The organism is Azospira sp. I13 (assembly GCF_003112695.1).
Classification (GTDB): domain Bacteria; phylum Pseudomonadota; class Gammaproteobacteria; order Burkholderiales; family Rhodocyclaceae; genus Azospira.
In genome coordinates this window covers 25,698-48,967 of sequence record NZ_BFBP01000013.1, presented here as the reverse complement: position 1 = coordinate 48,967, position 23,270 = coordinate 25,698, and the positions used below count along the sequence as shown (strand labels likewise).

19 protein-coding genes are annotated in these 23,270 nt (G+C 66.9%); 10 read left to right on the top strand and 9 right to left on the bottom strand.

The annotated features are described in order from the left end of the window. Positions 1-62: 62 nt before the first annotated feature. The 3 genes from AZSI13_RS13035 to AZSI13_RS13025 form a co-directional block, all read right to left on the bottom strand. Positions 63-3,173, bottom strand: coding sequence for an efflux RND transporter permease subunit (locus AZSI13_RS13035; protein WP_109041611.1), 3,111 nt, complete (start codon positions 3,171-3,173; stop codon positions 63-65). Positions 3,174-3,284: 111 nt separating this feature from the next. Beyond that, positions 3,285-4,493 carry an efflux RND transporter periplasmic adaptor subunit gene (locus tag AZSI13_RS13030; protein ID WP_201262387.1) on the bottom strand — a complete coding sequence of 403 codons (1,209 nt, stop codon included), beginning with the start codon at positions 4,491-4,493 and terminating at the stop codon, positions 3,285-3,287. Next, a complete protein-coding gene (locus AZSI13_RS13025; RefSeq protein ID WP_109041610.1) occupies positions 4,493-5,737 on the bottom strand; it encodes a TolC family protein in 1,245 nt (414 codons plus the stop codon). Before AZSI13_RS13025 ends, AZSI13_RS13030 begins: the two co-directional genes overlap by 1 nt. 330 nt (positions 5,738-6,067) lie before the next feature. Here AZSI13_RS13025 and AZSI13_RS13020 point away from each other — a divergent pair, with 330 nt between their 5' ends. The 5 genes from AZSI13_RS13020 to lipA are packed head-to-tail and all read left to right on the top strand — an operon-like array spanning position 6,068 to position 10,017. After that, on the top strand, positions 6,068-7,231 hold the full coding sequence (locus AZSI13_RS13020; RefSeq protein ID WP_109041609.1) for a D-alanyl-D-alanine carboxypeptidase family protein: 1,164 nt from the start codon (positions 6,068-6,070) through the stop codon (positions 7,229-7,231). Positions 7,232-7,246: 15 nt separating this feature from the next. Next, a complete protein-coding gene (locus AZSI13_RS13015; RefSeq protein ID WP_109041608.1) occupies positions 7,247-8,110 on the top strand; it encodes a D-amino acid aminotransferase in 864 nt (287 codons plus the stop codon). A gap of 23 nt (positions 8,111-8,133) precedes the next feature. Next, positions 8,134-8,442 carry a YbeD family protein gene (locus AZSI13_RS13010; protein ID WP_109041607.1) on the top strand — a complete coding sequence of 103 codons (309 nt, stop codon included), beginning with the start codon at positions 8,134-8,136 and terminating at the stop codon, positions 8,440-8,442. Positions 8,443-8,464: 22 nt separating this feature from the next. Further along, on the top strand, positions 8,465-9,085 hold the full coding sequence (gene lipB, locus AZSI13_RS13005; protein WP_109041606.1) for a lipoyl(octanoyl) transferase LipB: 621 nt from the start codon (positions 8,465-8,467) through the stop codon (positions 9,083-9,085). Next, entirely contained in the window at positions 9,082-10,017 is a 936-nt protein-coding gene (gene lipA, locus AZSI13_RS13000) for a lipoyl synthase (protein WP_109041605.1), read from the top strand. The genes lipB and lipA overlap by 4 nt, the downstream gene beginning before the upstream one ends. A 178-nt stretch (positions 10,018-10,195) precedes the next feature. Here lipA and AZSI13_RS12995 read toward each other — a convergent pair whose 3' ends face one another. Further along, positions 10,196-10,537, bottom strand: coding sequence for a hypothetical protein (locus AZSI13_RS12995; protein ID WP_109041604.1), 342 nt, complete (start codon positions 10,535-10,537; stop codon positions 10,196-10,198). Positions 10,538-10,913: 376 nt separating this feature from the next. Here AZSI13_RS12995 and AZSI13_RS12990 point away from each other — a divergent pair, with 376 nt between their 5' ends. Further along, positions 10,914-12,053, top strand: a complete 1,140-nt coding sequence (locus AZSI13_RS12990) for a GGDEF domain-containing protein (protein ID WP_109041603.1) — start codon at positions 10,914-10,916, stop codon at positions 12,051-12,053. A 33-nt stretch (positions 12,054-12,086) separates the two neighbouring features. Further along, on the top strand, positions 12,087-13,193 hold the full coding sequence (locus AZSI13_RS12985; RefSeq protein WP_165833517.1) for an OmpP1/FadL family transporter: 1,107 nt from the start codon (positions 12,087-12,089) through the stop codon (positions 13,191-13,193). An 18-nt stretch (positions 13,194-13,211) separates the two neighbouring features. On the opposite strand, the gene AZSI13_RS12980 is transcribed toward AZSI13_RS12985, so the two are convergent. From AZSI13_RS12980 to AZSI13_RS12965, 4 genes are all read right to left on the bottom strand, one after another. Beyond that, entirely contained in the window at positions 13,212-15,740 is a 2,529-nt protein-coding gene (locus tag AZSI13_RS12980; protein WP_109041601.1) for a PEP/pyruvate-binding domain-containing protein, read from the bottom strand. Next, positions 15,737-16,354, bottom strand: a complete 618-nt coding sequence (locus AZSI13_RS12975; RefSeq protein ID WP_109041600.1) for a TetR/AcrR family transcriptional regulator — start codon at positions 16,352-16,354, stop codon at positions 15,737-15,739. The genes AZSI13_RS12980 and AZSI13_RS12975 overlap by 4 nt, the downstream gene beginning before the upstream one ends. 92 nt (positions 16,355-16,446) lie before the next feature. Further along, positions 16,447-17,184 (bottom strand): class I SAM-dependent methyltransferase, encoded by a 738-nt coding sequence (locus AZSI13_RS12970; RefSeq protein ID WP_235609772.1) that lies wholly within the window; start codon positions 17,182-17,184, stop codon positions 16,447-16,449. Between the two features lie 10 nt (positions 17,185-17,194). Then, complete coding sequence (locus AZSI13_RS12965) at positions 17,195-17,590, bottom strand: rhodanese-like domain-containing protein (protein WP_109041599.1); 396 nt, start codon at positions 17,588-17,590, stop codon at positions 17,195-17,197. Between the two features lie 234 nt (positions 17,591-17,824). Between AZSI13_RS12965 and AZSI13_RS12960 the strand changes: the two genes are divergently transcribed. Genes AZSI13_RS12960 through AZSI13_RS12950 form a run of 3 tightly spaced genes read left to right on the top strand, consistent with a single transcriptional unit; the run spans position 17,825 to position 22,857 of the window. Continuing rightward, positions 17,825-19,849, top strand: coding sequence for a TonB-dependent receptor (locus tag AZSI13_RS12960; protein WP_109041598.1), 2,025 nt, complete (start codon positions 17,825-17,827; stop codon positions 19,847-19,849). Positions 19,850-19,881: 32 nt separating this feature from the next. Continuing rightward, positions 19,882-21,093 (top strand): PepSY domain-containing protein, encoded by a 1,212-nt coding sequence (locus AZSI13_RS12955; protein WP_201262386.1) that lies wholly within the window; start codon positions 19,882-19,884, stop codon positions 21,091-21,093. 60 nt (positions 21,094-21,153) lie between these two features. Further along, the gene (locus tag AZSI13_RS12950; RefSeq protein WP_109041597.1) at positions 21,154-22,857 is read left to right on the top strand and encodes a diguanylate cyclase; all 1,704 of its coding nucleotides are present in this window, start codon (positions 21,154-21,156) and stop codon (positions 22,855-22,857) included. 16 nt (positions 22,858-22,873) lie between these two features. Here the strand turns inward: AZSI13_RS12950 and AZSI13_RS12945 are convergent, their stop codons facing one another. After that, positions 22,874-23,266, bottom strand: a complete 393-nt coding sequence (locus AZSI13_RS12945) for a c-type cytochrome (RefSeq protein WP_109041596.1) — start codon at positions 23,264-23,266, stop codon at positions 22,874-22,876. Positions 23,267-23,270 lie beyond the last annotated feature (4 nt).

Here is a 23,270-nt window from a genome sequence, read left to right as displayed (position 1 = left end):
CCTGTCGTTCAGGGCAAAAGCTCCCGGCCCTGGGGCCGGGAGGGGCAAGTGGGTGGATGGGATCAGGCCTCCACCGGCTCTTCATCGAACCAGCGGTAGAGGGTGGGCAACACCACCAGGGTCAGCAGGGTGCAGGTGATGAGGCCGCCGATGACCACGATGGCCAGGGGGCGCTGCACCTCGGAGCCGGGACCGGTGGCGAAGAGGAAGGGGATGAGGCCGAGCATGGCCACCGTGGCCGTCATCATCACCGGGCGGAAGCGCAGGGTGGCGCCCTTCACCACCGCCTCCATGAGGGCCATGCCCTCCTGGCGCAGGCTGCGGATATAGGATACCAGCACCACCCCGTTGAGCACGGCAATGCCCCACAGGGCGATGAAGCCCACCGAGGCCGGCACCGAGAGGTACTCGCCGGACACCGCCAGGCCGATGATGCCGCCGATGGAGGCGAAAGGCAGCACCAGGATAATCAGGCTGGCCATGCGCAGCGACTTGAAGAGCAGGAAGAGCAGGAAAAAGATGGCGCCGATGGTGATGGGGATGATGATGGTCAGGTGCCCCAGGGCCCGCTCCATGTTCTGGAACTGGCCGCCCCACTCCAGGTAGTAGCCTTCCGGCAGCTTCACCTTCTGGGCCACCTTCTGTTGCAGTTCGGCAACGAAGCTGCCCAGGTCACGATCCTTCACATTCACACCGACCACGATGCGGCGCTTGGCCGTTTCGCGGCTGATCTGGGCCGGGCCGTCGGTCAGGCGGATTTCGGCCAGGGCCTCCAGAGGCACCTGGGCGCCGCCGGGGGCGCTCACCAGGATGTGGCGGATGGCCTCCACGTTGTTGCGGAAATCCACCGGCAGACGCACCGTGGCGGAGAAGCGGCGTTCCCCCTCATACACCTCGGTGGCCACCTTGCCACCGATGGCGGTTTCGATCACGTCATGCACGTCGGCAGCGTTGAGGCCGAGGCGGGCGATGGCCTGGCGGTCTATCTCGATGAGCAGGTACTGCTGGCCGGAGATGTGCTCGACCCGCATGTCCTGGGCGCCCTGGATGGACTGGGCCACCTTGGCGATTTCCTCGGCCTTCTTCTTCAGGGTGTCCAGATCGTCGCCGAAGACCTTCACGGCGATGTCGGAACGTACCCCGGTAACCATTTCATCCACCCGGTCGGAAATGGGCTGGGCCATGACAATCTGCACCCCGGGCAGGGCCTTCAGCTTGTCGCGCATGGCCTCGGCGATATCGTCCTGATTCCAGCCGGAGGGCCACTCGCTGCGGGGCTTGAGACTGACGATGGGGGTGGATTCGTTGGGGCCTTGCGGATCGGCCGGCGATTCGCCGCGACCGACGCCGGAAACGGCGGATTTGACGCCCGGCACTTCCATCACCAGCTTCATCGCCTGCATTTCCATCTTGATGGATTCATCGAGGGAAATGTTGGGCACCCGGTTGATGCCCGGCACCACGGAACCTTCCTTCATTTCGGGAATGAAGGAGGTGCCGAGGAAGGGCAGGATGGCCAGGGTGGCGACGAAGACGCCGACGGAGACCATGACGGTCTTCTTGCCGTTGCCCAGGGACCAGTTGAGCATTTTCATGTAGGGCCGCTTCATGGCGGCGATCAGCCGGGTGTCGTGGTCGCCCTGGCCCGGCGGCACCTTCAGCAGATAGGAGCAGAGCACCGGCGAGAGGGTCAGGGAGAGCACCAGGGAGACCGCTAGGGCGATGGCGATGGTGTAGGCGAGGGGCGCGAACATCTTGCCCTCCATGCCCTGCAGGGTCATCAGGGGCAGGAACACCAGGATGATGATGCCGACGCCGAAGATCACCGGCGTCGCCACTTCCGTCACCGCGTTGAAGATGATGCGGATGCGCGACTCGCCGGTTTCTGCCTTGCGCCCCAGGTAGGCAAAGGCGTTTTCCACCACCACCACCGAGCCGTCCACCATCAGACCGATGGCGATGGCCAGCCCCCCCAGGGACATCAGGTTGGCCGAGAGGTGGATCTTGTTCATGGCCATGAAGGTGAGCAGGGGTGTCAGCACCAGGGTGGCGACGACGATGATGGAGGAGCGCAGGTCGCCGAGGAACAGCAGCAACACCAGGACCACCAGGAAGACGCCCTCGATCAGCACCTTGGTGACGGTCCACAGGGCCGCATCCACCAGTTCCGAGCGGTCGTAGTAGGGCACGATCTTGAGACCGCCGGGCAGCATCTCCTTGTCGTTGATGTCCTTCACCCGCTCCTGGATGCGGCCGACGATCTGCTTGGCGTTGCCGCCGGCCAGCATCATCACCACGCCGCCGACGGATTCGGTGACGCCATTCTTGACCAAGGCACCTTCCCGCACCGCATGGCCCAGATCCACCGTCGCCACGTCGCGCACGTATACCGGCACGCCGTCTTTCTCCTTCAGCACGATGGAGCGGATATCGTCCAGATCCCGCACCAGGCCGACGCCGCGGATCAGGTACTGCTCGGCATAGTGAGGTAGCACACCGCCGCCGGAGTTGGCGTTGTTGCGGCCCACCGCCTGGTACACATCGGCAATGGTCAGCTTGTAGTGGCGCAGCCGGTCCGGGTTCACCAGCACCTGGTACTGCTTGACGAAGCCGCCCTGGGAATTGATTTCCGCCACGCCGGAGATGGAGCGCAGCAGGGGCCGCACCACCCAGTCCTGGGCAATGCGGCGCTGGGTCAGCTCTTCCGGGGTGAGGGCGCGCTGGCCGTCGTCGGCTCGCTCCAGCGTGTATTGGTAGATTTCGCCCAGGCCGGTGGAGACCGGGCCGAGCACCGGAGTGATGCCGGCGGGCAGGCGCGAGCCCACTTCTAGCAGGCGCTCCATGACCAGCTGGCGGGCGAAATAGACATCCGTGCTGTCGGTGAACACCAGGGTGATGAGGGAAAGGCCCGGCTTGTTGAGGGAGCGCATTTCCGTCAGGCCGGGCAGGCCGGTCATGGCGATTTCCAGGGGCACCGTGGCGAAGCGCTCCACCTCTTCGGGGGAGCGGCCCGGCGCTTCGGTGGCGATCTGCACCTGAATGTTGGTGACGTCGGGGAAGGCATCCACCGACAGCTTGCGCGCCGCGTCCAGGCCGAAGGCCAGCAGGGCCACGGCGATGACGACGACGATCAGGCGTTGCTTGAGGGCGGCGCGAATCAGGGATTCGATCATGACATTCCTTCGATGCCCGGAGAGGCAATCAGCAAGCCATTCTTCACCATGGGCACGGGAAGAATGGCGTGGTTACTGCGTTCTGGCGGCAGGGTCGGCGAAAGGCAGCAATCACGCGCCTTCCAGCTCCTTGCGCTTGCGTTCGTTGTTCAGGTGGAAGGCGCCTTCCACCACCACCGGGTCGCCTTCCTTGAGGCCGGACTGCACCGGGCGCACGCCGCCGGTTTCGGCCCCCAGCACCACCGGGGTGAGGCGGTACTGGCTCGGCGCGATCTGCACGAAGACGAATTCGTTGTTGTCCTCCCGCACCACGGCGGCAGCGGGCACCGCCAGCTTGGGCAGGGCCTTGCCGGCGATGACCATGGTGGCGAGCATGGCCGGCTTGAGGCGGCGCTCGGGGTTTTCCAGTTCGGTGCGCACCAGAACGGTGCGGGTTTCCGGATTCACCGTATCGCTGATGTAGATCAGCTTGCCGGTCAGGTGTTCGCCGGCCAGGGCAGGAATCTCCAGGGCGACGGACTGGCCGGTGCGCACCAGGGCGGCCTGCTGCTCCGGCACGTCGGCCACGGCCCACAGACGGGAGAGGTCAGCCACGGTGAACAGGGCGTCGGCCGGTTCCACCACCTGGCCCTGGGTCACCTTGCGCTCCACCAGGGTGCCGGGAATGCTGGCCACCACCGGGGTCAGGGAGTTGATGGTGCCGCGGCCGGCCAGGGCGGCGATGTCCTTCGGGCTCATACCCAGCACCCGCAGCTGGTCTTCAGCTGCCTGGCGCTCAGCCTCGGTCACCGCCGCCTCATTCTCGCGGCGCTGCAGTTCGGCCTTACCGATGACGTCGGCAGCGAACAGCTGCTGCGCCCGCTCCACGTTGCGGCGCTCCAGAGAGGCCCGGGCGTTGAACTTGAGGAAGGCCAGCTGGGCTTCCCCCAGCACCGTCGAATTGATTACCGCCAGGGGCTCGCCGGCCTTGATGGATTGGCCCAACTGGCCGCTGATCTGGGTCACCCGGCCGGTCACCGTGGCGCCGATGCGGGCGATGCGCTGTTCGTCGAAATCCAGGCGACCGGCCACCCGCAGGGTTTCGCTGACCGGCACGGCACCCACCGGGACCACCTTGAGCTGGGCCTGCAAGCCTTCGGCGGCGCTGACCAGGTTGGGGTCCACCGGCGCGGCTGCCGCCGGCGGCGCTTCCTTGCCGCAGGCGCCGAGCAGGGTCACGCTGGCTACCAGCAGCAGGGCGGCCAGGCGCGACGGACGGCGGGGAGAGAAATAGGCGGAAGCAGGCGTGCGGCCGGAGCAATTCACGGGAGCGGACAACATCATTTTTCCTCTTGGGGAGAATGCGCCAGGGCGCCGGTGAGCCGTTCGATTTCCACGGCAGCGGCCCGCAGTTCGTAGCGGGCGGCAATCAGTTCGTTACGGGCAGCGCGGTACACCCGCTGGGCATCCAGGTAATCGAGAATGCCCCGCTCGCCGAAGCGGTAGGCCGATTCGGCCACCTTCAGGGCGGCTTCGGCCTGGCGCACGATGCCCTGCTCCAGGGCAGTGACTTGGGCGCTGGCGATCTGGTATTGCTGGTAGGCGTTCTCCAGCCCCTGGCCGAGGCCAAATTCCAACTGCTCGAGGCTGTTGCGGGCCCGGGAGAGATTGGCGCCGGCCTCGCCGATGGGGCCGGAGCGGCGGTCCCACAGGGGAATGGTGACGGCGATGCCGACCCGGGAGGTCTTCAGGTCCGGGTCGGTGTCGCTGCTGGCCTTGAGGGCCAGTTCCGGCGTGCGCAGGCGGCGCTGCAAGTCCAGCTGGTGTTCGGCCTGGGCCACCTGGGCGCGGGCCTGGGCCAGGTCAGGGCTGCGTTGCAGCAGGGTCTGGCGCAGGGCGCCAAGGCTGCCCGGGGATTCGGGCAGGGCCGACAGGGAGGGCACGTCAAAGCTCTCCGGCAGGCTGCCGCCGACGTTACGGCGCAGCACGGCCTTGGCCTGGGCCAGGCGCAGCACGGCGCTCTGGCTGGCCTTCTGGGCGTTGAGCAGTTCGGCGTCAGCCTTGATCAGCTCATAACGGGGCGCCTCACCAATTTCCACCCGCACGTTGACCCGCTTACGGATGGCTTCCATCAGGGACTGGTCTTCCTGGGCGGCCTTGAGTTCGGCCTGGCGCCGCAGCACCTCGTAGTAGCCCAGCTTCACGGCGGCCAGCACCTCGTGCTCGAAGCCCCGGCTGGCGGCACTGGTGGCGTCAAGGTTGGCACCGGCGGCGTCGATGCGGGCGGAACGTACCCAGGGCAGGTCAAGGCGCTGGGTGAAGGTCACGGCCTTGACGTTGCCGGGAGTGGCGCCAGCCATCCGGGCCTTGGCGTCGCCGCTCTGGTATTCGATTTCCGGATTGGGGAAGGCGCCGGCCGTGGCGATGCCGGCCCGGGCCGCGTCCACGGCGTCCCGGGAGGCTTGCAGGCCCCGGTTGCCGCTGCGGGCCAGTTCCAGAAGCTGGTCCAGGCTGTAGGTCTCGGCGCTGGCGCCGCCGCAGAGCAGCAGCGCCAGCAGACAGGAGAGAGTGATCTTGGTTTTCATGGTGAGCTTTCAGCAAAGGCTATGCCACCGGGCAAAGCCGCTCCCCTGTGCCCGCGCGCAACGGCGCAGGCATCACCCGGAAATGCGAGGAAAAGGCAGTCGGGATGCGGCTTGCGGGGAAGCAGCCGCCAGATTGTCACGCCAGGGTCAGAAACCTGACTCAAACCTGACAGCGGCGATTATAACGCACCGCCTCGGTGCGCACTCGTCGGGGGGGCGCCGTACTGCGGCAAGTCCCTAAGCCCCCCCGGTTACGGCCCCGGACGGCCGGCCGGGGGCCTGCCCCTGCGCTATAATCAAGCGCTTTTCTCCCGCTGGAGCCTGACCGGCATGTTTGCCCGCACCACTCGTTTCGCCTTCGTCCGCACGACTTTCCTGACCGGCCTGGCCGCCCTGTTCCTGGCCGGCCCCGCCGTCGCCCAACAGCTGCCGCCCGCCCCGGATCTGGCCGCCAAATCCTGGCTGCTGCTGGAAACCGGCTCGGGCCAGACCCTGGCCTCCCAGAACGCCGAGCAGCGCATGGAGCCGGCTTCCCTGACCAAGCTGATGACGGCCTACCTGACCTTCGCCGCCCTCAAGCAGGGGGTGCTGAAGCTGGACCAGGGCGTGCTGGTCTCGGAAAAGGCCTGGCGCACCGGCGGCTCCAAGATGTTCATCAAGGTGGGCACCCAGGTGCCGGTGGAAGACCTGATCAAGGGCATGATCGTGCAGTCCGGCAACGATGCCTGCATCGCCCTGGCCGAAGCCATCGCCGGCTCGGAGGAACGCTTCGCCGAGATGATGAACCAGGAGGCGGCCCGCCTGGGGATGAAGAACAGCCACTACATGAACGCCACCGGCCTGCCCGATCCCCAGCACTACGCCACCGCCCGGGATCTGGGGACCCTGGCCACGGCCATCATCCGCGACTTCCCGGCGGAGTACGGCAAGTACTACTCCATGAAGGAATTCCGCTATAACAACATCACCCAGCCCAACCGCAACCGCCTGCTGTGGCTGGACCCCAGCGTGGACGGGGTGAAGACCGGCCACACCGACGCTGCCGGCTACTGCCTCATTTCCTCCGCCAAGCGCGGTCCGCGCCGCCTGCTGTCGGTGCTGCTGGGCGCTGAAAACGACACCCTGCGCGCCCAGGAATCCCTCAAGCTGCTCAACCACGGCTTCCAGTACTACGATGCCGTGCAGCTCTACGCCAAGAACCAGACCATCTCCAGCCTGAAAATCTACAAGGGCAAGGAGAACACCCTGCGGGCCGGCTTCCTCAACGACTTCATCCTCGCCGTGCCCAAGGGCTACGGCAACCGGGTGCAGGCCCAGCTGGAATCCGTGCAGCCGCTGGTGGCCCCCATCAGCCAGGGCCAGGTCGTGGGCACCATGAAGGTGACCCTGGATGGCAAGCCCTACGGCGACTACCCGGTGGTGGCCCTGGATACCGTGCCGGTGGCCGGCATCCTCGGCCGCGGCATCGACAGCATCAAGCTGTGGTTCAAATAAGCTGAGGAGAAGACTATGCAGGCCTACCTGAACGGCAATTACCTGCCCCTGGACGAGGCCCGCATTTCTCCCATGGACCGGGGCTTTCTCTTCGGCGATGGCGCCTATGAGGTGATCCCGGTCTATTCCCGCCGCCCCTTCCGTCTGCAGCAGCACCTGGAGCGCCTGGAGCGCACCCTGGCAGCCCTGCAGCTGGCCAATCCCCTCACTCGGGAGCAGTGGGCGGAAGTAGTGCAGCGCCTGGTCAACGATCACGGCAGCGAGGACCAGGGCGTTTACCTGCAGGTCACCCGCGGCGCTGCCCCGGTGCGCGACCAGGCTTTCCCCAAGCCCCCGGTGCCGCCCACCGTCTTCGCCTACGCCGACCGCCTGCCGACGCCTTCCGCCGAACTGCTGGCGACGGGGGGCACGGCCCTCACCGCCGAGGATTTCCGCTGGCTGCGCTGCGACCTGAAGACCGTTTCCCTGGCCGCCAACGTGCTACTGCGCCAGCTCTCCGCCGCTGCTGGCTGCACGGAGACCATCCTGCTGCGAGATGGCCTGGTGATGGAAGGTTCCGCCTCCAACGTGCTGGTGGTGCAGGACGGGGTGATCCTGGCGCCGCCCAAAAGCAATCTGATCCTGCCCGGCGTCACCTACGACGTGGTGCTGGAACTGGCGGCGGCCAATGGCATTCCAACCCAGGTACGTCCGGTGGCAGAAGCGGAACTCCGCAGCGCCGACGAGGTCTGGGTCACATCCTCCACCAAGGAAGTGCTGCCGATCACCCGCATCGACGACGCCCCCGTGGCCGACGGCAGGCCCGGCCCCCTGGCCGCCCGCATGAATGCGCTGTACCAGGACTTCAAGAATCAGGTGATGCGCCGCGCCGACGCCTGAGCCGAATCGAGCAAGAGAACCCCATGAGCCAGACCCCGAACACCCCCGAGAATCCCGACGCGCCCCAGACCCGGCAGGAAACCCTGCTCGAATTCCCTTGCGCCTTCCCCCTCAAGATCATGGGCAAGATGGAAGTGGATTTCGCCCAGACCATTCTCACCGTGGTGCAGAAGCACGACCCGGAATTCGACGGCGCCTCCATGGAAATGCGCCCCTCCAGCAAGGGCACCTACATTTCCCTCACCTGTACCGTCACTGCCACCTCCAAGGACCAGCTCGACAACCTCTACCGGGAGCTGTCGGGGCACCCCCTGGTAAAGGTCGTCCTCTAGGCAGTTGCAGGGCATCCCCTAAGTGATTTCCCCTCTGGTCATCCGCAACCTGGGCCGGGCAGACTACGTGCCCACCTGGGAAGCCATGCAGGCCTTCACCGCCGAACGCACCCCGGAAACCCCGGACGAGCTGTGGCAGGTGGAACACCCACCGGTCTACACCCTGGGCCAGGCGGGCAAGCCGGAACACGTGTTGCGGGACATCGGCATTCCCCTGGTGAAGATCGACCGGGGCGGCCAGGTCACCTACCACGGCCCCGGCCAGGCGGTGGTGTACCTGTTGCTGGACCTGCCCCGGCGCAACCTCAAGGTGCGGGAGCTGGTGAACCGCATTGAGCAGGCGGTGATCGACCTGCTCGCCGAATACGGCATCGTTGCCGAACGTCACGACGGCGCCCCCGGCGTGTACGTGGGCCCGGCCAAGGTGGCGGCCCTGGGTCTGCGCATCCGCAACGGCCGCAGCTACCACGGGGTCAGCCTCAACGTGGACATGGACCTGTCGCCCTTCCAGGCGATCAACCCCTGCGGGTACGCCGGCATGCCGGTGACCCAACTGAAGGACCTGGGTGTGGCTCGGACCCTGCCACAAGCGACGGCAGACCTCACCCGGCATCTCGTGGCACAACTGGAGAAGACTCAATGAGCAGCGAACGCGGCGTCAAGCAAAAAGGCGAACTGAAGACCGCCCGGATTCCCATCAAGATCGTGCCGGTGGAAGAGACCCTGAAGAAGCCCAGCTGGATCCGCGTCAAGGCTGGCAACGACGCCGGCCGTTTCGGCGAAATCAAGCAGCTGCTGCGGGAACAGAAGCTGCACACCGTGTGCGAAGAGGCCGCCTGCCCCAACATCGGCGAGTGCTTCGGCCGCGGCACCGCCACCTTCATGATCCTGGGCGACATCTGCACCCGCCGCTGCCCCTTCTGCGACGTGGGCCACGGCAAGCCCCTGCCCCCCGATCCCCAGGAGCCGGCCCACCTGGCCGACTCCGTCGCCAAGCTCAAGCTCAAGTACGTGGTCATCACCAGCGTGGACCGGGACGACCTGCGGGACGGCGGCGCCCAGCACTTCGTGGACGTCATCAAGGCGGTGCGCGAATCCTCCCCGACCACCACCATCGAGACCCTGGTGCCCGACTTCCGTGNNNCGGTGGATGTCCTCGGCCAGGGCCTGCCCGACGTGCTCAACCACAACCTGGAAACCGTACCCCGCCTCTACAAGCAGGCCCGCCCCGGTGCCGATTACGAACATTCCCTGCAGTTTCTCAAGCAGTTCAAGGCCCGCTATCCCCAGGTGCCGACCAAGTCCGGCCTGATGGTGGGCCTGGGCGAGACCGACGAGGAAATCCTCGAGGTCATGCGCGACCTGCGGGCCCACGACGTGGAACTGCTGACCATCGGCCAATACCTGGCACCCTCCAACCACCACCTGCCGGTACAACGCTACGTCCACCCCGACGTGTTCAAGATGTACGAGGCCAAAGCCAAGGAAATGGGATTTTCCGGGGCTGCCTGCGGTGCCATGGTTCGTTCGAGTTATTGGGCAGATCAGCAGGCACATACGGCTGGAGTGGTGTAAACCCATTCCATCGCTGGTGCCCTACTGAGACTGGCGCGCCGTCGTAAACGGCTCCCATGAAAAAGCCACGCTCAGGCGTGGCTTTTTCATGCCCGGGTCAGCTTCTCTTCCGCAGCGGCAAGGCGGTGCACTGAACCCGATGGAGGCCGCCTCCACCGCGCTGATCCACGATCAGGGCTTAGCGGTTGCGGCCTGGCCCCATCCCACCACCGGGTCCCATTCCGCCCCCCGGGCCCATGCGGCGGCCTTGGCCGGCTCCCTGGGCAGGCGGTGCATCGGGCAAAGTCACCCCTTGCTCCTTGGCACGCAACTGCATCTGTTCATGATGCTGCAACCGGACTTGCTCACGCTCTTCATCAGTCTTGGCCGCACGCAGTTTGTTGCGATGTTCGATACGTTCCTGATTGGTCATCAACTGGCTGCCATAAACGGGAGAGTCTTCGGCAAAGGCCACTGATGAGGCCGACAGCAACCCCAAGGCAACGGCGGAAAGCATCATTTTCAAGGCATTCTTGGTCATTTTTCACTCCCAAAGGACAGGCACCCCGATACAACGAGATACCGAGGACGACGTTGGCAGAACATCTCCGCTCCCCTCCCTTTGGTTATAGCCGTGATTCCCGCTTTGCGCACACCACATTCTCGCCCGCCGCCGCCTCTGCTCATAGGGAAGCAGGCACGCCATTAAGCCACACCCCCTGACAGCGTTCTCCTCGATTCTCGGCAGCATTCCGGGCCGCCCGATGGGCGGGTGCCCTATGCGATACTCCATATCCATTGTGAATATTCTTGAGACAGACGAGGCGGGCCGTACTCCCAGCCACGACTTACCGGAACAATCACGTCATACCCGCCATTCTGCAAACATCGGGTTTGGCAGAAGTCCGTAAAACAGCATGAACCTCGACATCAACACCCTGCTTGCGGTGACGGTCGCCAACATCATCGTCCTGGCCCTGGTCAGCGCGGCAGTGATTGGTGCCCGGCCGGGTCCGGCGGCCAATGCTGCCCGCTGGAGCGTGGCCGTGCATGCCTTGAGCTGGGTCTGCATGATCACCTCCAACTTCTGGCCGGAAACCCTGACGGATCGAGTGCTCTCGACGCTCTCCGTCGGAGGCTTCGCAGCCACCCACTGGCTGCTCTTCCGCGCCCTGGTGCATTGGCTCGGGCCCCGGCGCGGCGAGAAGACGGTGACCCTCCTGGCCTGGCTGACCCCCATCGGCTACGGCCTCATGTTCAGTCACTACGGCTGGCGCGTCGGCTGGTCCAATTTTCTCCTTGCGGCCCAGTTGCTGCTGCTCGCCCTGGCCTGCTTTGCCCCCCGCACGGCCCTGCGCGGCAACTGGCGGCTGGTGATCGCCCTGGGTACCGTCAGCATGGCCGTGCTCACCTTCGGCCGGGGATTTCTCGGCGCCTTCACGGACCTTTATCCCAGCTTCCTGACGCCCCATCCCTGGAATGTGGCGGCAATGCTGACCACCAATCTGCTGCCCCTGATGATCAACTACGCCGTACTCGGCGGCTGGCATGAAGAGGCTGAAATTGCCCTGCACCAACAGGCGGTGACCGATGCCATGACCGGGCTGTTCAATCGCCGCGGCTGGATTGAGGTGGGCCAGCCCCTCATCGCCAATGCCAACCGTATCGACCAGCCCATGGCCTTGCTGATGTTCGATATCGACTTCTTCAAGAAGATCAACGACACCCACGGCCACGAGGCCGGCGACCGGGCCTTGCAGGCCGTCGGCCGGCTGATCCTGGAGCACCGGCGGGCCAACGACCTGGCGGCCCGCATTGGCGGCGAGGAATTCGCCCTGCTGCTGCCCGGCAGTACTGCCGAATCCGCCCAGGCCATCGACCAGCACCTGCGGGAACGGTTGCCGGGCATCGGCGAACAGCTGGGATTCCCCATCGATTTCAGTAGCGGCCTGGCGACCCGGCGACCCGGGGAAACCCTGGAGAGCCTGATGATCCGGGCCGATGCGGCACTCTATGGCGCCAAGACCGGTGGTCGCGGCCGGTTGGTATGTGTTTGAACATCAAAACGATATAACAAGGGGACAATGAGTATGTTGAAGAAGACGCGGAGCCTGGTCTGGCTGTGCATGGCCGGCACCTCCAGCGCCATCGCCGGTGGCCTTGATCGCACCGGGCAGGATCTGGGCGCCCTGTTCGAATCCGGGCATTATCTCGAGGTTTCGGTCAGCCACGTTTCTCCCCGGGTACGGGGAACCGACCTGCTGGGTGGACGAACCGGCGATGTGGGGGGCGATTACTTCCTGCCCAGCCTGAGTCTCAAGGTGGATGCCACCGAGCGGCTGTCACTGGCGCTGGTCGCCGATGAAACCTTCGGCGCCAAGATGGCCTATGGCCAGGGCTCACCGATGCTCGGCGGCACCTCGGTGGATGTCAGTTCCCAAGGGCTGATGGGCCTGGCCCGCTACCGCCTCAACGACTCCTTCAGCGTTCACGGTGGCGCCCGGGTGCAGAGTTCCTCGGCCCACGTGCAGTTGAAGGGGCTGGCCTACGGACCGGTCAGCGGCTATCAGATGCAGCTCAGGCGCGACACCACGGTCAGCCCGGTACTTGGCATCGCCTTGGAAAAGCGGGAGATCGCCCTGCGCTTCGCCGCCACCTACCATGGGGCCATCAAGCACGAATTCACCACCCGGGAAAGCGCGCCCCTGGCTCAGCTGAACGGCAATTCCACCACCGCCATCAACCTGCCCCGGGCCGTCAATCTGGATTTTCAGACCGGCATTGCTGCCGACACCCTGCTCTTTGCCCACCTGCGCTGGGTCAATTGGTCCGAGTTCAGGGCCGACCCCAGCCACTTTCTCGCGGTCACCGGAGAAGGCCTGGTGGATCTGAAGGACACCCGGACCTGGACCCTGGGCCTGGGGCGCCGCCTTAACGACCAGTGGTCCGCCGCCCTCTCGGCCACCTACGAAGGGCGCACCACGCCCCTCAGCTCCCCCCTGTCCCCGGTCAATGGCCGCCGGGGCATCACCCTGGCCGCCATCTACACCCAGGACCGGATGCGGGTGACCGCCGGCATCAGCTACCTCAAGCTGGGGGACGCGTATCTGGAAACCGGCACACCGGATACCCTGCGCGCCACCATGAGCGGTAACACGGCCCTGGGCCTGGGCCTGAAGTTCGGCTACGCCTTCTAGACCGCCGTCGTTCGGAGTTCAGCCCTCCCTCGGCTGGGCCAGGCGGCGCACGCTGCCGCTGTAGCCATCCACCTCGATCTCGTCGCCATCGGCCAGGGTGGCGACGATCCCGGGAAGATTAACCACCGCCGGCAGCGCGAACTCCCGGGCAACGATGGCGGCGTGGGAAAGATAGCCGCCGGTCTCCACCACCAGGCCGCCGGCCTTGAGGAAGAGGGGCGTCCAGCCCGGGTCGGTGGAAGGCGCTACCAAAATCTCGCCAGGTTGCAGCCGATCCCCTTCCGCCGGATGGCGCAGGATGCGGGCCCGGCCCCGCACCACGCCGGTACCGGTCGCCACGCCCCGCCAGGCATCGCCCTCGCCGTTGCGACCGCTCGGGTGACCCGAGGCAGGATGGTGCGCCTCAGCCACCTGATGCTGGCCGGCCGGGGTCAGGCTGAACCACTCCACGGGCGTCTCCGTCAGCCACCCATCAAAGCGTACCTGCCGGGCCGCCACCCGGGCCTGCAGCCCCAGGGGACCGATCTCGCCGCTCAGGGCGCGGGCTGCCTCATGGGGCAGCAGTAGAAAAATGTCCTCCGCCCGACGTAGCTGACCGCCCCGCACCATCAACTCAGCGGCGCCCAGCCAAAGCTTGCGGCCGGCCGCCAGCAGGGCGATGAGGCCGCTGCGGGCGCTCTCCCGCTGGTTGCATTCCCGATTGGCCATTTTCACCTGAGCCCGGATCAGGGCCTGACGCCACCACGGCACACGGCGCCGGATGCGCTGCCAGGCATCATCCGCTGCCCGGCGCTGGCGCTGGCGGATGGCGTCCCTGTCCACCTCGGCCAGGGCCGGCAACTGGGCCAGGATGGCCTCCGGCTGCTCCCACCAGCGGGGGTTGCGCAGATAGGTCTCGTAATGACCCCGGTGGCCGTATTCCGCCAGGAAGGCCGCGAGGGCCTCGGCAAAACGGGGATCGTCACGCCAGGGGCGGTCGAAGCCGATGGCTTTGGCCAGGCTGGCCAGTTCCAGCAGGGCATAGCCCTGGCGAGCGGTGACGCTGGGTTCCCCCACGGCCAGGAGGGCAGCCCCCAGGGCCTCGCTCTCGCCGGGGAAGTGGCGCTCCAGAGTGCCCAGCAGCAGGGACAGGCCGCCACCGCCGGAGCCTTGCAGAAACAACATGCCGCGGGCCTGCCGGGCCGGCTGCAAAAGCCGGTAGAGCTGGGCGCTGATGGCGGCGGCACTATCCGGCAACGGGTCCGCGAGGAGCTGTCGGGCCAGGCTATGGGCCTGGACCACCTCTGCCTCCCCACGCTTGCGCATGGCCGGGGCACGCATCACGTAGCGCAGGGTGTTGCTCAGGTGCCGCCAGCGATCTGCCCGGCGGGGCGGCGCCACCCGGATGACCGGCTGGTGGCCGCCCATCAGGGCATTGAAGCGCTCCGGGGCCAGGCCGATGGCATCCCAGGCTTCCCACTGCATGATGGCCGCCTCCAGGTACAGCCGCCCGGCAAACTGGCCGGCCCGCTGCGCCCCGGGCAAGGGGGTGGCGCCGGCCACGGCCCAACCCTGTTCCAGCAGGTGATTCACTCCACGCCGGGAAAAGCTCCAGTCCATGGGGGAAAGGGGGTCGGGCATGATTTCCCCGGTATTCCCTCGGGTCCACAGCGCCGGCTGATCCTGCAGGGCCGGGTAGGTATGGTGGGGCCGGCGGGTCACCGGCCGGGCCTGGGTCAGCCAGAACCGGACGCCATCCCACACCCATTCCAGATCATAGAAGGGGGTGACGTAATCCAGGGCAATGGCCGCATCGTAGAGGAGGGCAGCCAGGCATTCCGCCGCGGCCCGGTCCAGCACCGGTGCCGCGGCCCGGGTCGTCGGCACCGGCTGGGCCGCCGTCCCGCCTGCGGCCAGGGGCAGGCGCTGCACGGCCTTGCTGCCCAGGCGTTGCGTCAGCAGGCGCCACTGGTCGCAATCATCTTCACCGAAGACGTATTCATCGCCCTCCGCCTCGCCGCCCACCAGGGATTCGCCCAGGCCCCAATTGGCGTGGACCACCATGCGGTCGCCACGACCGCTGCGGGGATCACAGCTGAAGGCGATACCGGCGGCCCGGGCCGGCAGCAGGGGCATGATGACCACGGCCATGGCCTGGTCGTCGGCCAAGCCCAGCTTCTGGCGGTAGGCCCGGGCGGCGGCGCTGTCGAGGGAAGCCCACACCTCCGTGACCGCCCCCGCCACGGCCTCCAGCCCTTGCACATTGAGGCGGGAGACGAAAATGCCGGCATAGGAAGCGTCGCCGGAATCCTCCCCGACGGCGGAGGAACGCACCGCCAGGGGCTGTTCCAGCCAGCCCCGGCTGGCCAGTTCCAACGCCAGCTGCTGCCGCAACGCTGCGGGGAAGTCCTCGCGGCGCTGGCGGCTCCAGCTGGCCGGAATGACCAGGAAGGGCGGCACCGGCAAACCGTAGCGGGTCAGCAGGCCCAGGTAACGGGCTTTGCCGCCCACTTCGGCCAAGGGGGCTTCGCCGGCAGCCTCCGAATCGAGCAGGACGGTGTCGTTCATCGCGGGCTCCCCATGCCGTCACAGATCAGGTCCAGCATCTGCTGCAGGGCGTCGGCCAGGGCCACGCCGGGCTGGGTCAGCCAGCGCAGCATGGCAGCCAGGTGGGCAAATTGCAGGTAGTGGGCGAGCAGGGCCGGCGTCTGGTCGCGGCGGAAGAGGCCCGCCTCCTGCCCTTCGGCAATCATTTCGGCAAACATGCGATCCATGCCGCTGCGCCCCTCGCCCGCCTTGGCGGGGTCCCGCTTGTCGGTGAGACGCTGGCGCACATAGGCCAGCAGATAGGGACGACGGCGTTCGCACCATTCGGCCTGCAGGGCGAAGAAACGCTCCAGACGGGGGCGCCCCGGCGGCACCGCGGCCAACTGGCCGCGGATGGCCGGCCAGGCGGCAGCCAGCTCCTGGTGGAAGAGATAGGGCAGGAAGGCTTCCTTGACCGGGAAGTGCTTGTACAGGGTGACCTTGGAAATATCCGCCGCATCGGCGATGCGCTCCATGGTCACGGCCTCGAAGCCGTCGGCCTCGAAGAGGGCCCAGGCGGTCTGGGCCAGATGGTCCTGCAACTGTTGCCGCTTGCGCTCGCGGCGACCCGGTTCGGCGGGAAGCGTTTCGTCCATGGTGATCACTGCCAAAATAGTTTACGACGTTAATTATTATAACGACGTAAACTATTTTTGACAGACCCCGGGCAACAAGGCCCGGCCCGCGGCTAACGCGGCTTGATCAGCATATCCACCCGCTGGGGGCTGAAGAACTCGGCGCCATCGGGGCCCAGGTGGGCCGAGAAGCGCCGTTCCACCTCCGCCAGCAGGGCCGGCGAAAGACGATGCTCGGTGTGGGTGACCCGGATCATGCGGGCTTCGAAGTCCGCGAAATTCCCATAGCGGCTGCTGGTACGGAAGAACAACTGCCGTTCCAGGGACAGCTGGCCAGCCGCCACGGCCCGGCGGATGGCATCGAAGGCCGCCTGGCGCACCGTCTGTTCATCGTGAAAGAGGCGCATCACCTCGTTCAACTCCCCCGCAAACACCGGCTCGGAAATCCAGGCCACGCCACCGGGCCGCAGCACCCGGACGATTTCCGCCAGGGCCTGATCCATGGCGGCCACGGGCACGTGGTGCAGGGACTTGAACATCATGACGATATCGACGCTGCCGTCTTCGGCAGGAATGGCCTCGGCACCGGCCTGGAGAAAATCCACCCGGGGCGGACACTCGCCCGCCAGGTTGCGGGCATGTTGAACGGCATCCACTTCCAGGGCGCGAATGCGCCGCACTGGGGCCGCGGCAGCGATCTGCCGCGTCTTGTCGGCCTTGCCACAGCCCAGCTCGAGGACCTCGGCATCGGCAAAATCCAGGTGCTCCAGGATCAGGCTGACCTCATTGGCCCGGGGCAGGGCGGCGAGGTCTTCCTCCGCCGTCAGCCGCATCGCTTGCGCAAGCATCATGGCGCCCGCCTCACTCGAAGGAGATGGCCTCGGGCCGGGCCACCGGCAGCCCGGCAGCGGCCCAGGCGTCAAAGCCGCCAGCCACGGAGCGCACCGCAGTGAAGCCCATGGCCTGCAGGGCCACGGCGGAAAGGGCGGCACGGCCGCTGGTCTTGCAATAAAGGAGGATCGGCCGGGCCACGTCCTGCAGGCCCGTATCATTGGAAATGCGGAATTCCAGCAGCCCCCGGGGAATGTTGATGGCCCCGGGCAGGTGGCCCTGGGCGAATTCATCGGCTTCCCGCACGTCCAGCACCAGGGCGCTCGTGGCGGCACTGCCGGCCAGCCAGGCGGCCGCCTCGGCAGGGGGAATTTCGCTGACGGTGGCCTTGGCGGCCAGCACCAGTTCGTGGGCGGGAATGAACATGGGAAGCTCCTCGTTGCGGGAAGGATTGAAAATTAGCTATGTCTTATATTCTCCCACAAAGCCCCGGCCTACTGCCTGCAACGCCTGCCCTCGGTACCGGCATTGCTCTATCACAAAACGCTAATGCACTGATATTACGAAGGAATATTCGCGCTCCCTGCGTCATTTTGCCGCAGGAGGCGTACCCGTACGTCCTCCTATAATCCGGGCCTTTCCACGCTTCCGAGCCTCGTCATGTGCCCGCCCTTCGCCCTCCGCCTGTCCCTGCTGGCCACTCTCCTGGCCGCCCCGGCGCTCCATGCCGCCCCGGCTGCCGACCCCTCCCTGACTCTCGGCGAGGTGGTGGTGCGCGGCGGCGAAGAAGGCCCCCTGCCGGCCCGCCGCATTCTCAGCTCGGTGGACGTGCTGGGAGGCGATGCCCTGGAGAACCGCAACACCAAGTACGCCTGGGAGCTGTTCAGCCTGGTGCCCGGCGCCATGGTGACCAACTTCGGCCAGGGCAACTGGGGCGGCAAGTTTTCCATCCGTGGCTTCAACGGCGAAGGTGAAATCAACGCGGTGAAGCTGCTCATCGACGGCATTCCGAGCAACGGCAACGACGGCAACATGCCCTTCCTGGACATGATCTTCTCCCAGGACATCGACGCCATCGAGGTGGTGCGGGGCACCAACGACGCCCGCTACGGTCTCCACGCCATCGCCGGCAGCGCCAACGTGGTCACCCGGGTGGGCGGCAACGAGACCCAGCTGCGGGCCGGCGTGGGCAGCTTCGGCAGCAGCGAGGTGCAGCTGTCCAAGGGCATCGAGAAGGACGGCTTCTCCCAGAATTACTTCCTCGCCACCCAGCGCGGCAGCGGCCAGCGGGACCACAGCCTGGGCGAGAAGTCTTCCTTCGCCGGCAAGTGGTTTCTCACCCCCGAGGGCAGTAGCACCCGCATCGGCCTGATCGCCCGCCACTACGAAAGCGAAGCCCAGGAACCGGGCTACCTGACCGCCGCCGAGGCCCGCCAGAACCCCGACCAGTCCCGCCCCCACAACGCCACGGACGGCGGCGTGCGGCGCATGAACCAGCTCAGCGCCCATCTTGAAACGGCCCTCGACGAGCAGCTGTTCTGGACCGCCCGGGCCTACATGAACGACTACACCGACAAGCGCTGGGTACGCTTCTCTGTCGCCGCCTCCCAGCAGGAACGCCTGACCGATGAAACCCAGTACGGCTTTCTCACCAACCTCACCTACCGGCCCCAGGTCAGCTGGGCTCATTCGGTGGCCATCGAGGGCGGCCTCGACGCCCAGTGGCAGCAGAACCACAGCGAGCGCTACCTCACCACAAACCGCCTGCGCACCGCCACCCGCTGGAAGCAGGACTTCGACCTGGACATCTACGGCGCCTACCTGCAGGCCGTCATCCAGCCGACGCCGCAATGGAAGCTGATTCCCGCCTACCGGGTGGATACCCTGCGGGGCGGCTACACCAATCAGGTCACCGGCAAGGCCTACGACGTGAACGACTACGGCACCATCGGCCAGCCCAAGTTCAGCGTGGTCTACACCCCGGACCCCCGCTACAGCCTCTACGCCAACGCCGGCCGCACCTTCCAGGTGGGCGTCGGCACCGGCACCTACAAGGTGAACCGCACAAGCGACATGGAGCCTTCGGTGAACGACGGCTGGGAAACCGGCCTCAAGCTGGCCCCCATCGCCGGTGTTGAAGGCCGCATCGCCCTGTGGGAGCAGAAGGCCAGCAACGAGGCCCGCCGCGTTCTCAACGGCGCCGCCAACGATTCCGAATACATCGGCAACACCCGCCGCCGCGGCCTGGACCTGCAACTCTCCGCCAAGGTCGGCGCCCAATGGCGCCTGTGGGGCGGCGTTGCCCTGCAACGGGCGATCATCACCCAGGCCGAAAAGGCCCGGCCGGAAACCCAGGGCATGGAAGTGGACCACGTACCCCACCGCCTCTACTCCCTGGGGGCCGATTACCAGGCCACTCAAGACTTGAAGCTCTCCCTCTGGGCCAACGGCCAGAGCAGCTACTTCCTGGAGCGCAGCAACAGCACCGGCAAGTACGGCGGCTACAACCTGATCAACCTTTCCGCCAGCTACCGCCTGCGGGCCGACACCACCCTGGACTTCCAGATCAAGAACCTGGCCGACCGCTACTACGAGTACGTCTGGTGGTACGACAACACCGTCAAGGACATGCACGCCCCGGGCGACGGCCGCACGGTGTACGGCGCCATCAACGTCAAGTTCTGAGCCCCGCCCGCCTTGCCTGAGGACCACCGCCCTTGGCCCGCCTGACGCGGCGCCAGCGCGCCGCCCTGACCGCCCTGCACCGCTGGCTGGGCCTGGGCCTGGGGCTGCTGTTCACCCTCCTCGGCGCCACCGGTTCCCTGCTGGTGTTCTACGTCGAGGCAGACCGGGCCCTCAACCCGCCACAGCAACTCCAGGCCACCATCGGCCAGCCCCGCAGCCTGGACGACATCGTCGCCCTGCTGCAGACCGCCCACCCCCAGCGCCACGGCAGCTGGCGTCTGGAGCTGCCCCTGACGCCGCAACAGCCCCTGCAGGCCCGCTACTACCAGCCGGAGGAAACGGCGGCGCGGGACTTCGCGCCCCTCATGGTGACGGTGGATCCCTATCGCCCGGCCATCCTCCAGGAACGCTTCTGGGGCACTTACGCCGCCACCTGGATTTACGACCTGCACTTCAACCTGCTGCTGGACCGCAACGGCCGCCTCATTCTCGGCCTCGCCGCCCTGGCCCTGCTGGCCCTCATCCTCATCGGCCTGCTGCTGTGGTGGCCGGCCCGAGGTCGCCTAAAGGCCGCCCTGCGCCCCCGCCTGGGCCCGTCCGGCCCCCGCCGCATCTACGACCTGCACGTGCTGCCCGGCATCTACGGCCTGCCCCTGTTGCTGCTCCTCACCGTCACCGGTGCCGTGCTGGAACAGCCAGGCTGGTTCAAGCCCCTGCTGGCCCGGTTCTCGCCGGTGGACGCCGGCCCCCGGCCGGTGGCCGAACATGGCGCCGTACTCATCGGGCCGCAACAGGCCCTGCGCATCGCCCAGGCCACCCTGCCCGACGCCGAGGTACGCTGGCTGGAAACCCCGGCCGCCGGTGGGGGCTTCTACCGCCTGCGCCTCTACCAGCCCGGCGACCCCAGCCGGCGCTTTCCCCATAGTCTGATCTGGATCGACGCCGAACGGGGAGAAGTGCTGGCGGTACGGGAAGCGCGCTGGGACAGCGGCGCCGACACCTTCTTCAACTGGCTCCACCCCCTGCACAACGGCGAAGCCTTCGGCCTCACCGGCCGCCTGCTGGTCGCCCTGGCCGGCCTGCTGCCGGGGCTGCTGTTGCTCACCGGCCTGTGGCGCTGGCGACAAAAAGCCCGGGCCAGAAGGGGAGAAAGCAGCACCCAGCCGGCCTCCGGGACGCCCCGGGCGATACCGGCCGATACCTCAGCCCGGCCTAGGCGAGGGAATGGCGTCGTGGTCAAATAGGCAGTAGATGGGCACTGCCCCCAACACAACATTTTCCCTCACGGAATCCGGCCCCCTGCCATGCCGCTCCTGCCCAACAGTTTCCGCAACCGCCTGGCCCTGCTCTTCATCGGGCTGGTGCTGGCCCTGGGTCTACCGACCTATCTCTACCTGAATCACATCTACGCCGCCCAGCTGATCGGCGACCGGGGCCGGGCCATGGGGGACCTGGCTTCCGCCGTCTCCGCCGTACTGGGGGAAAACCTGCGGGAGCGCCAGCGGGAAATCGAACTGCTGGCCCAGACGCCCCTCTATCGCCGCGCCCCCCTCGACAGCCCGGAATTCCAGAACAGTCTGGAACGGGTGCAAAAATCCTACCCCCAGTACTCCTGGATCGGTCTGGCCGATCCCCAGGGCACCGTGCGAGCTGCCACCGGCGATCTTCTGGTGGGCCAGAGCGTCAAGAAACGCCCCTGGTTCATCCACGGCCTGCAAGGCGCCTTCTTCGGCGACCTCCACGAAGCACTGCTGCTGGCCAAGCTGTTACCCTCGGCGGAGGGCCAGGGGCCAGTGCGTTTCATCGACTTCGCCTCGCCGGTGCGGGACGACCACGGCAACCTCCGTGGCGTCCTGGCGGCCCACGCCCACTGGCGCTGGGCCGGCGACGTGGTCCAGGTGATGACGCCCCACGACGCCGTGGAGGACGCTCTGGATATCTTCATCGTCAACCAGGACGACGTGGTGATCTACCCCGAAGGCCAGGACAAGGCCCTGCTGGCCCCCAAACCCGGCATCTTCAACGCCCAGGCTTATGCCATCCATGACTGGGGCAGCGGTACGCCCTACGTCACCGCCATGGCCCCGGTGCGGGAATTCATTCCCGGTCAGACCCTGGGCTGGCGCATCGTCGTCCGCCAACCCAGGGAACGGACCCTGGCCGACGTGCAGGCCCTGCAGCGGGTGGTGCTACTCTCCCTGGCAGGAGCCGGCCTGCTCTTTCTGGTCCTCGCCTGGTGGAGCGCCTCCCGCCTCAGCCGGCCCCTAGAACGCCTGGCCGGGCTGGCCCACCGCATCGAGGCGGGGGACGAAAAGACCCGCCTGGAAGTGGAGGACGCCCCCCTGGAAATCCGCCACCTGGCGGGTGCCCTGCAGGGCATGGCCGACGCCCTGCTGCAGCATCAGGAGGCCCTGGCAGAAAGCAATGCGCAGCTTGAGCGCAAGGTGGCCGAGCGCACTGCGGCCCTGGCCGACGCCAACGCGGAACTGCACCAGCTGGCGCGGCGCGACGCCCTCACCGGACTGGCCAACCGCTTCGCCGCCAATGAACGGCTGGAAAGCGAATTCCTGCGCATGAAACGCCACGGCCGGGGCTACGGCCTGCTGATGCTGGATATCGATTTCTTCAAGCGCATCAACGACACCCTGGGCCACGCCGGCGGCGACCAGGTACTGCGCCATGTGGCTAACGAACTGCGTGGCCTGGTACGGGAGAGCGATTTCGTGGCCCGGGTGGGGGGCGAGGAATTCATGGTGCTGCTGCCGGAAACCGGCTGGCAGGATGCCGGCCGGGTGGCGGAGAAAATCCGCGCCGGCATTGCCGCCAGCACGCCACCGGTGGACCGCCAGGTGACCATCAGCGTCGGCGTTGCCCTGGCCACCCCGGCCCAGGAAGACATGGACCAGGCGGTACGCCTGGCCGACGCCCAGCTCTACCGGGCCAAGGAAGAGGGCCGCAACCGGGTGGCCAGCGTGGCCGAACCAGAAGCCCCGCCTCCGGCCGCCTGACGGCCGCCCCAGAGCCTTACTGGATGCCCACCTTGCGCTGCTCGGCCCGCACGTAGGCGGTGATATGGGCCACCTCGTCCGGGCTCAGGCCCGGCACCGGCGCCATGTTGCCGTAGGGCCAGTGGTGGGCGCGCACGCCGTGGCGCACCGCCAGCTGGAAGGCCACGTCGCCGTGGTGGGCCGGCTCGTAGATCTTGTGCAGCAGGGGCGGGCCTTTCTTCTCCCCCTGATCCACCCCTTGCAGGTCGGCGCCGTGGCAGCTGGCGCAGTTCCTGGCGAAGAGGGCCTTGCCCTGGGCGGCGTTGGGCATCAGGCCCGGGGTGGGCTTGGGAATCTCCCAGCCCTGGGCCTGGACGGCGGCGCTGCCCAGGCTGAGCAGGGCGGCCAGGATGAGGTAAGGCTTGAACATGCAA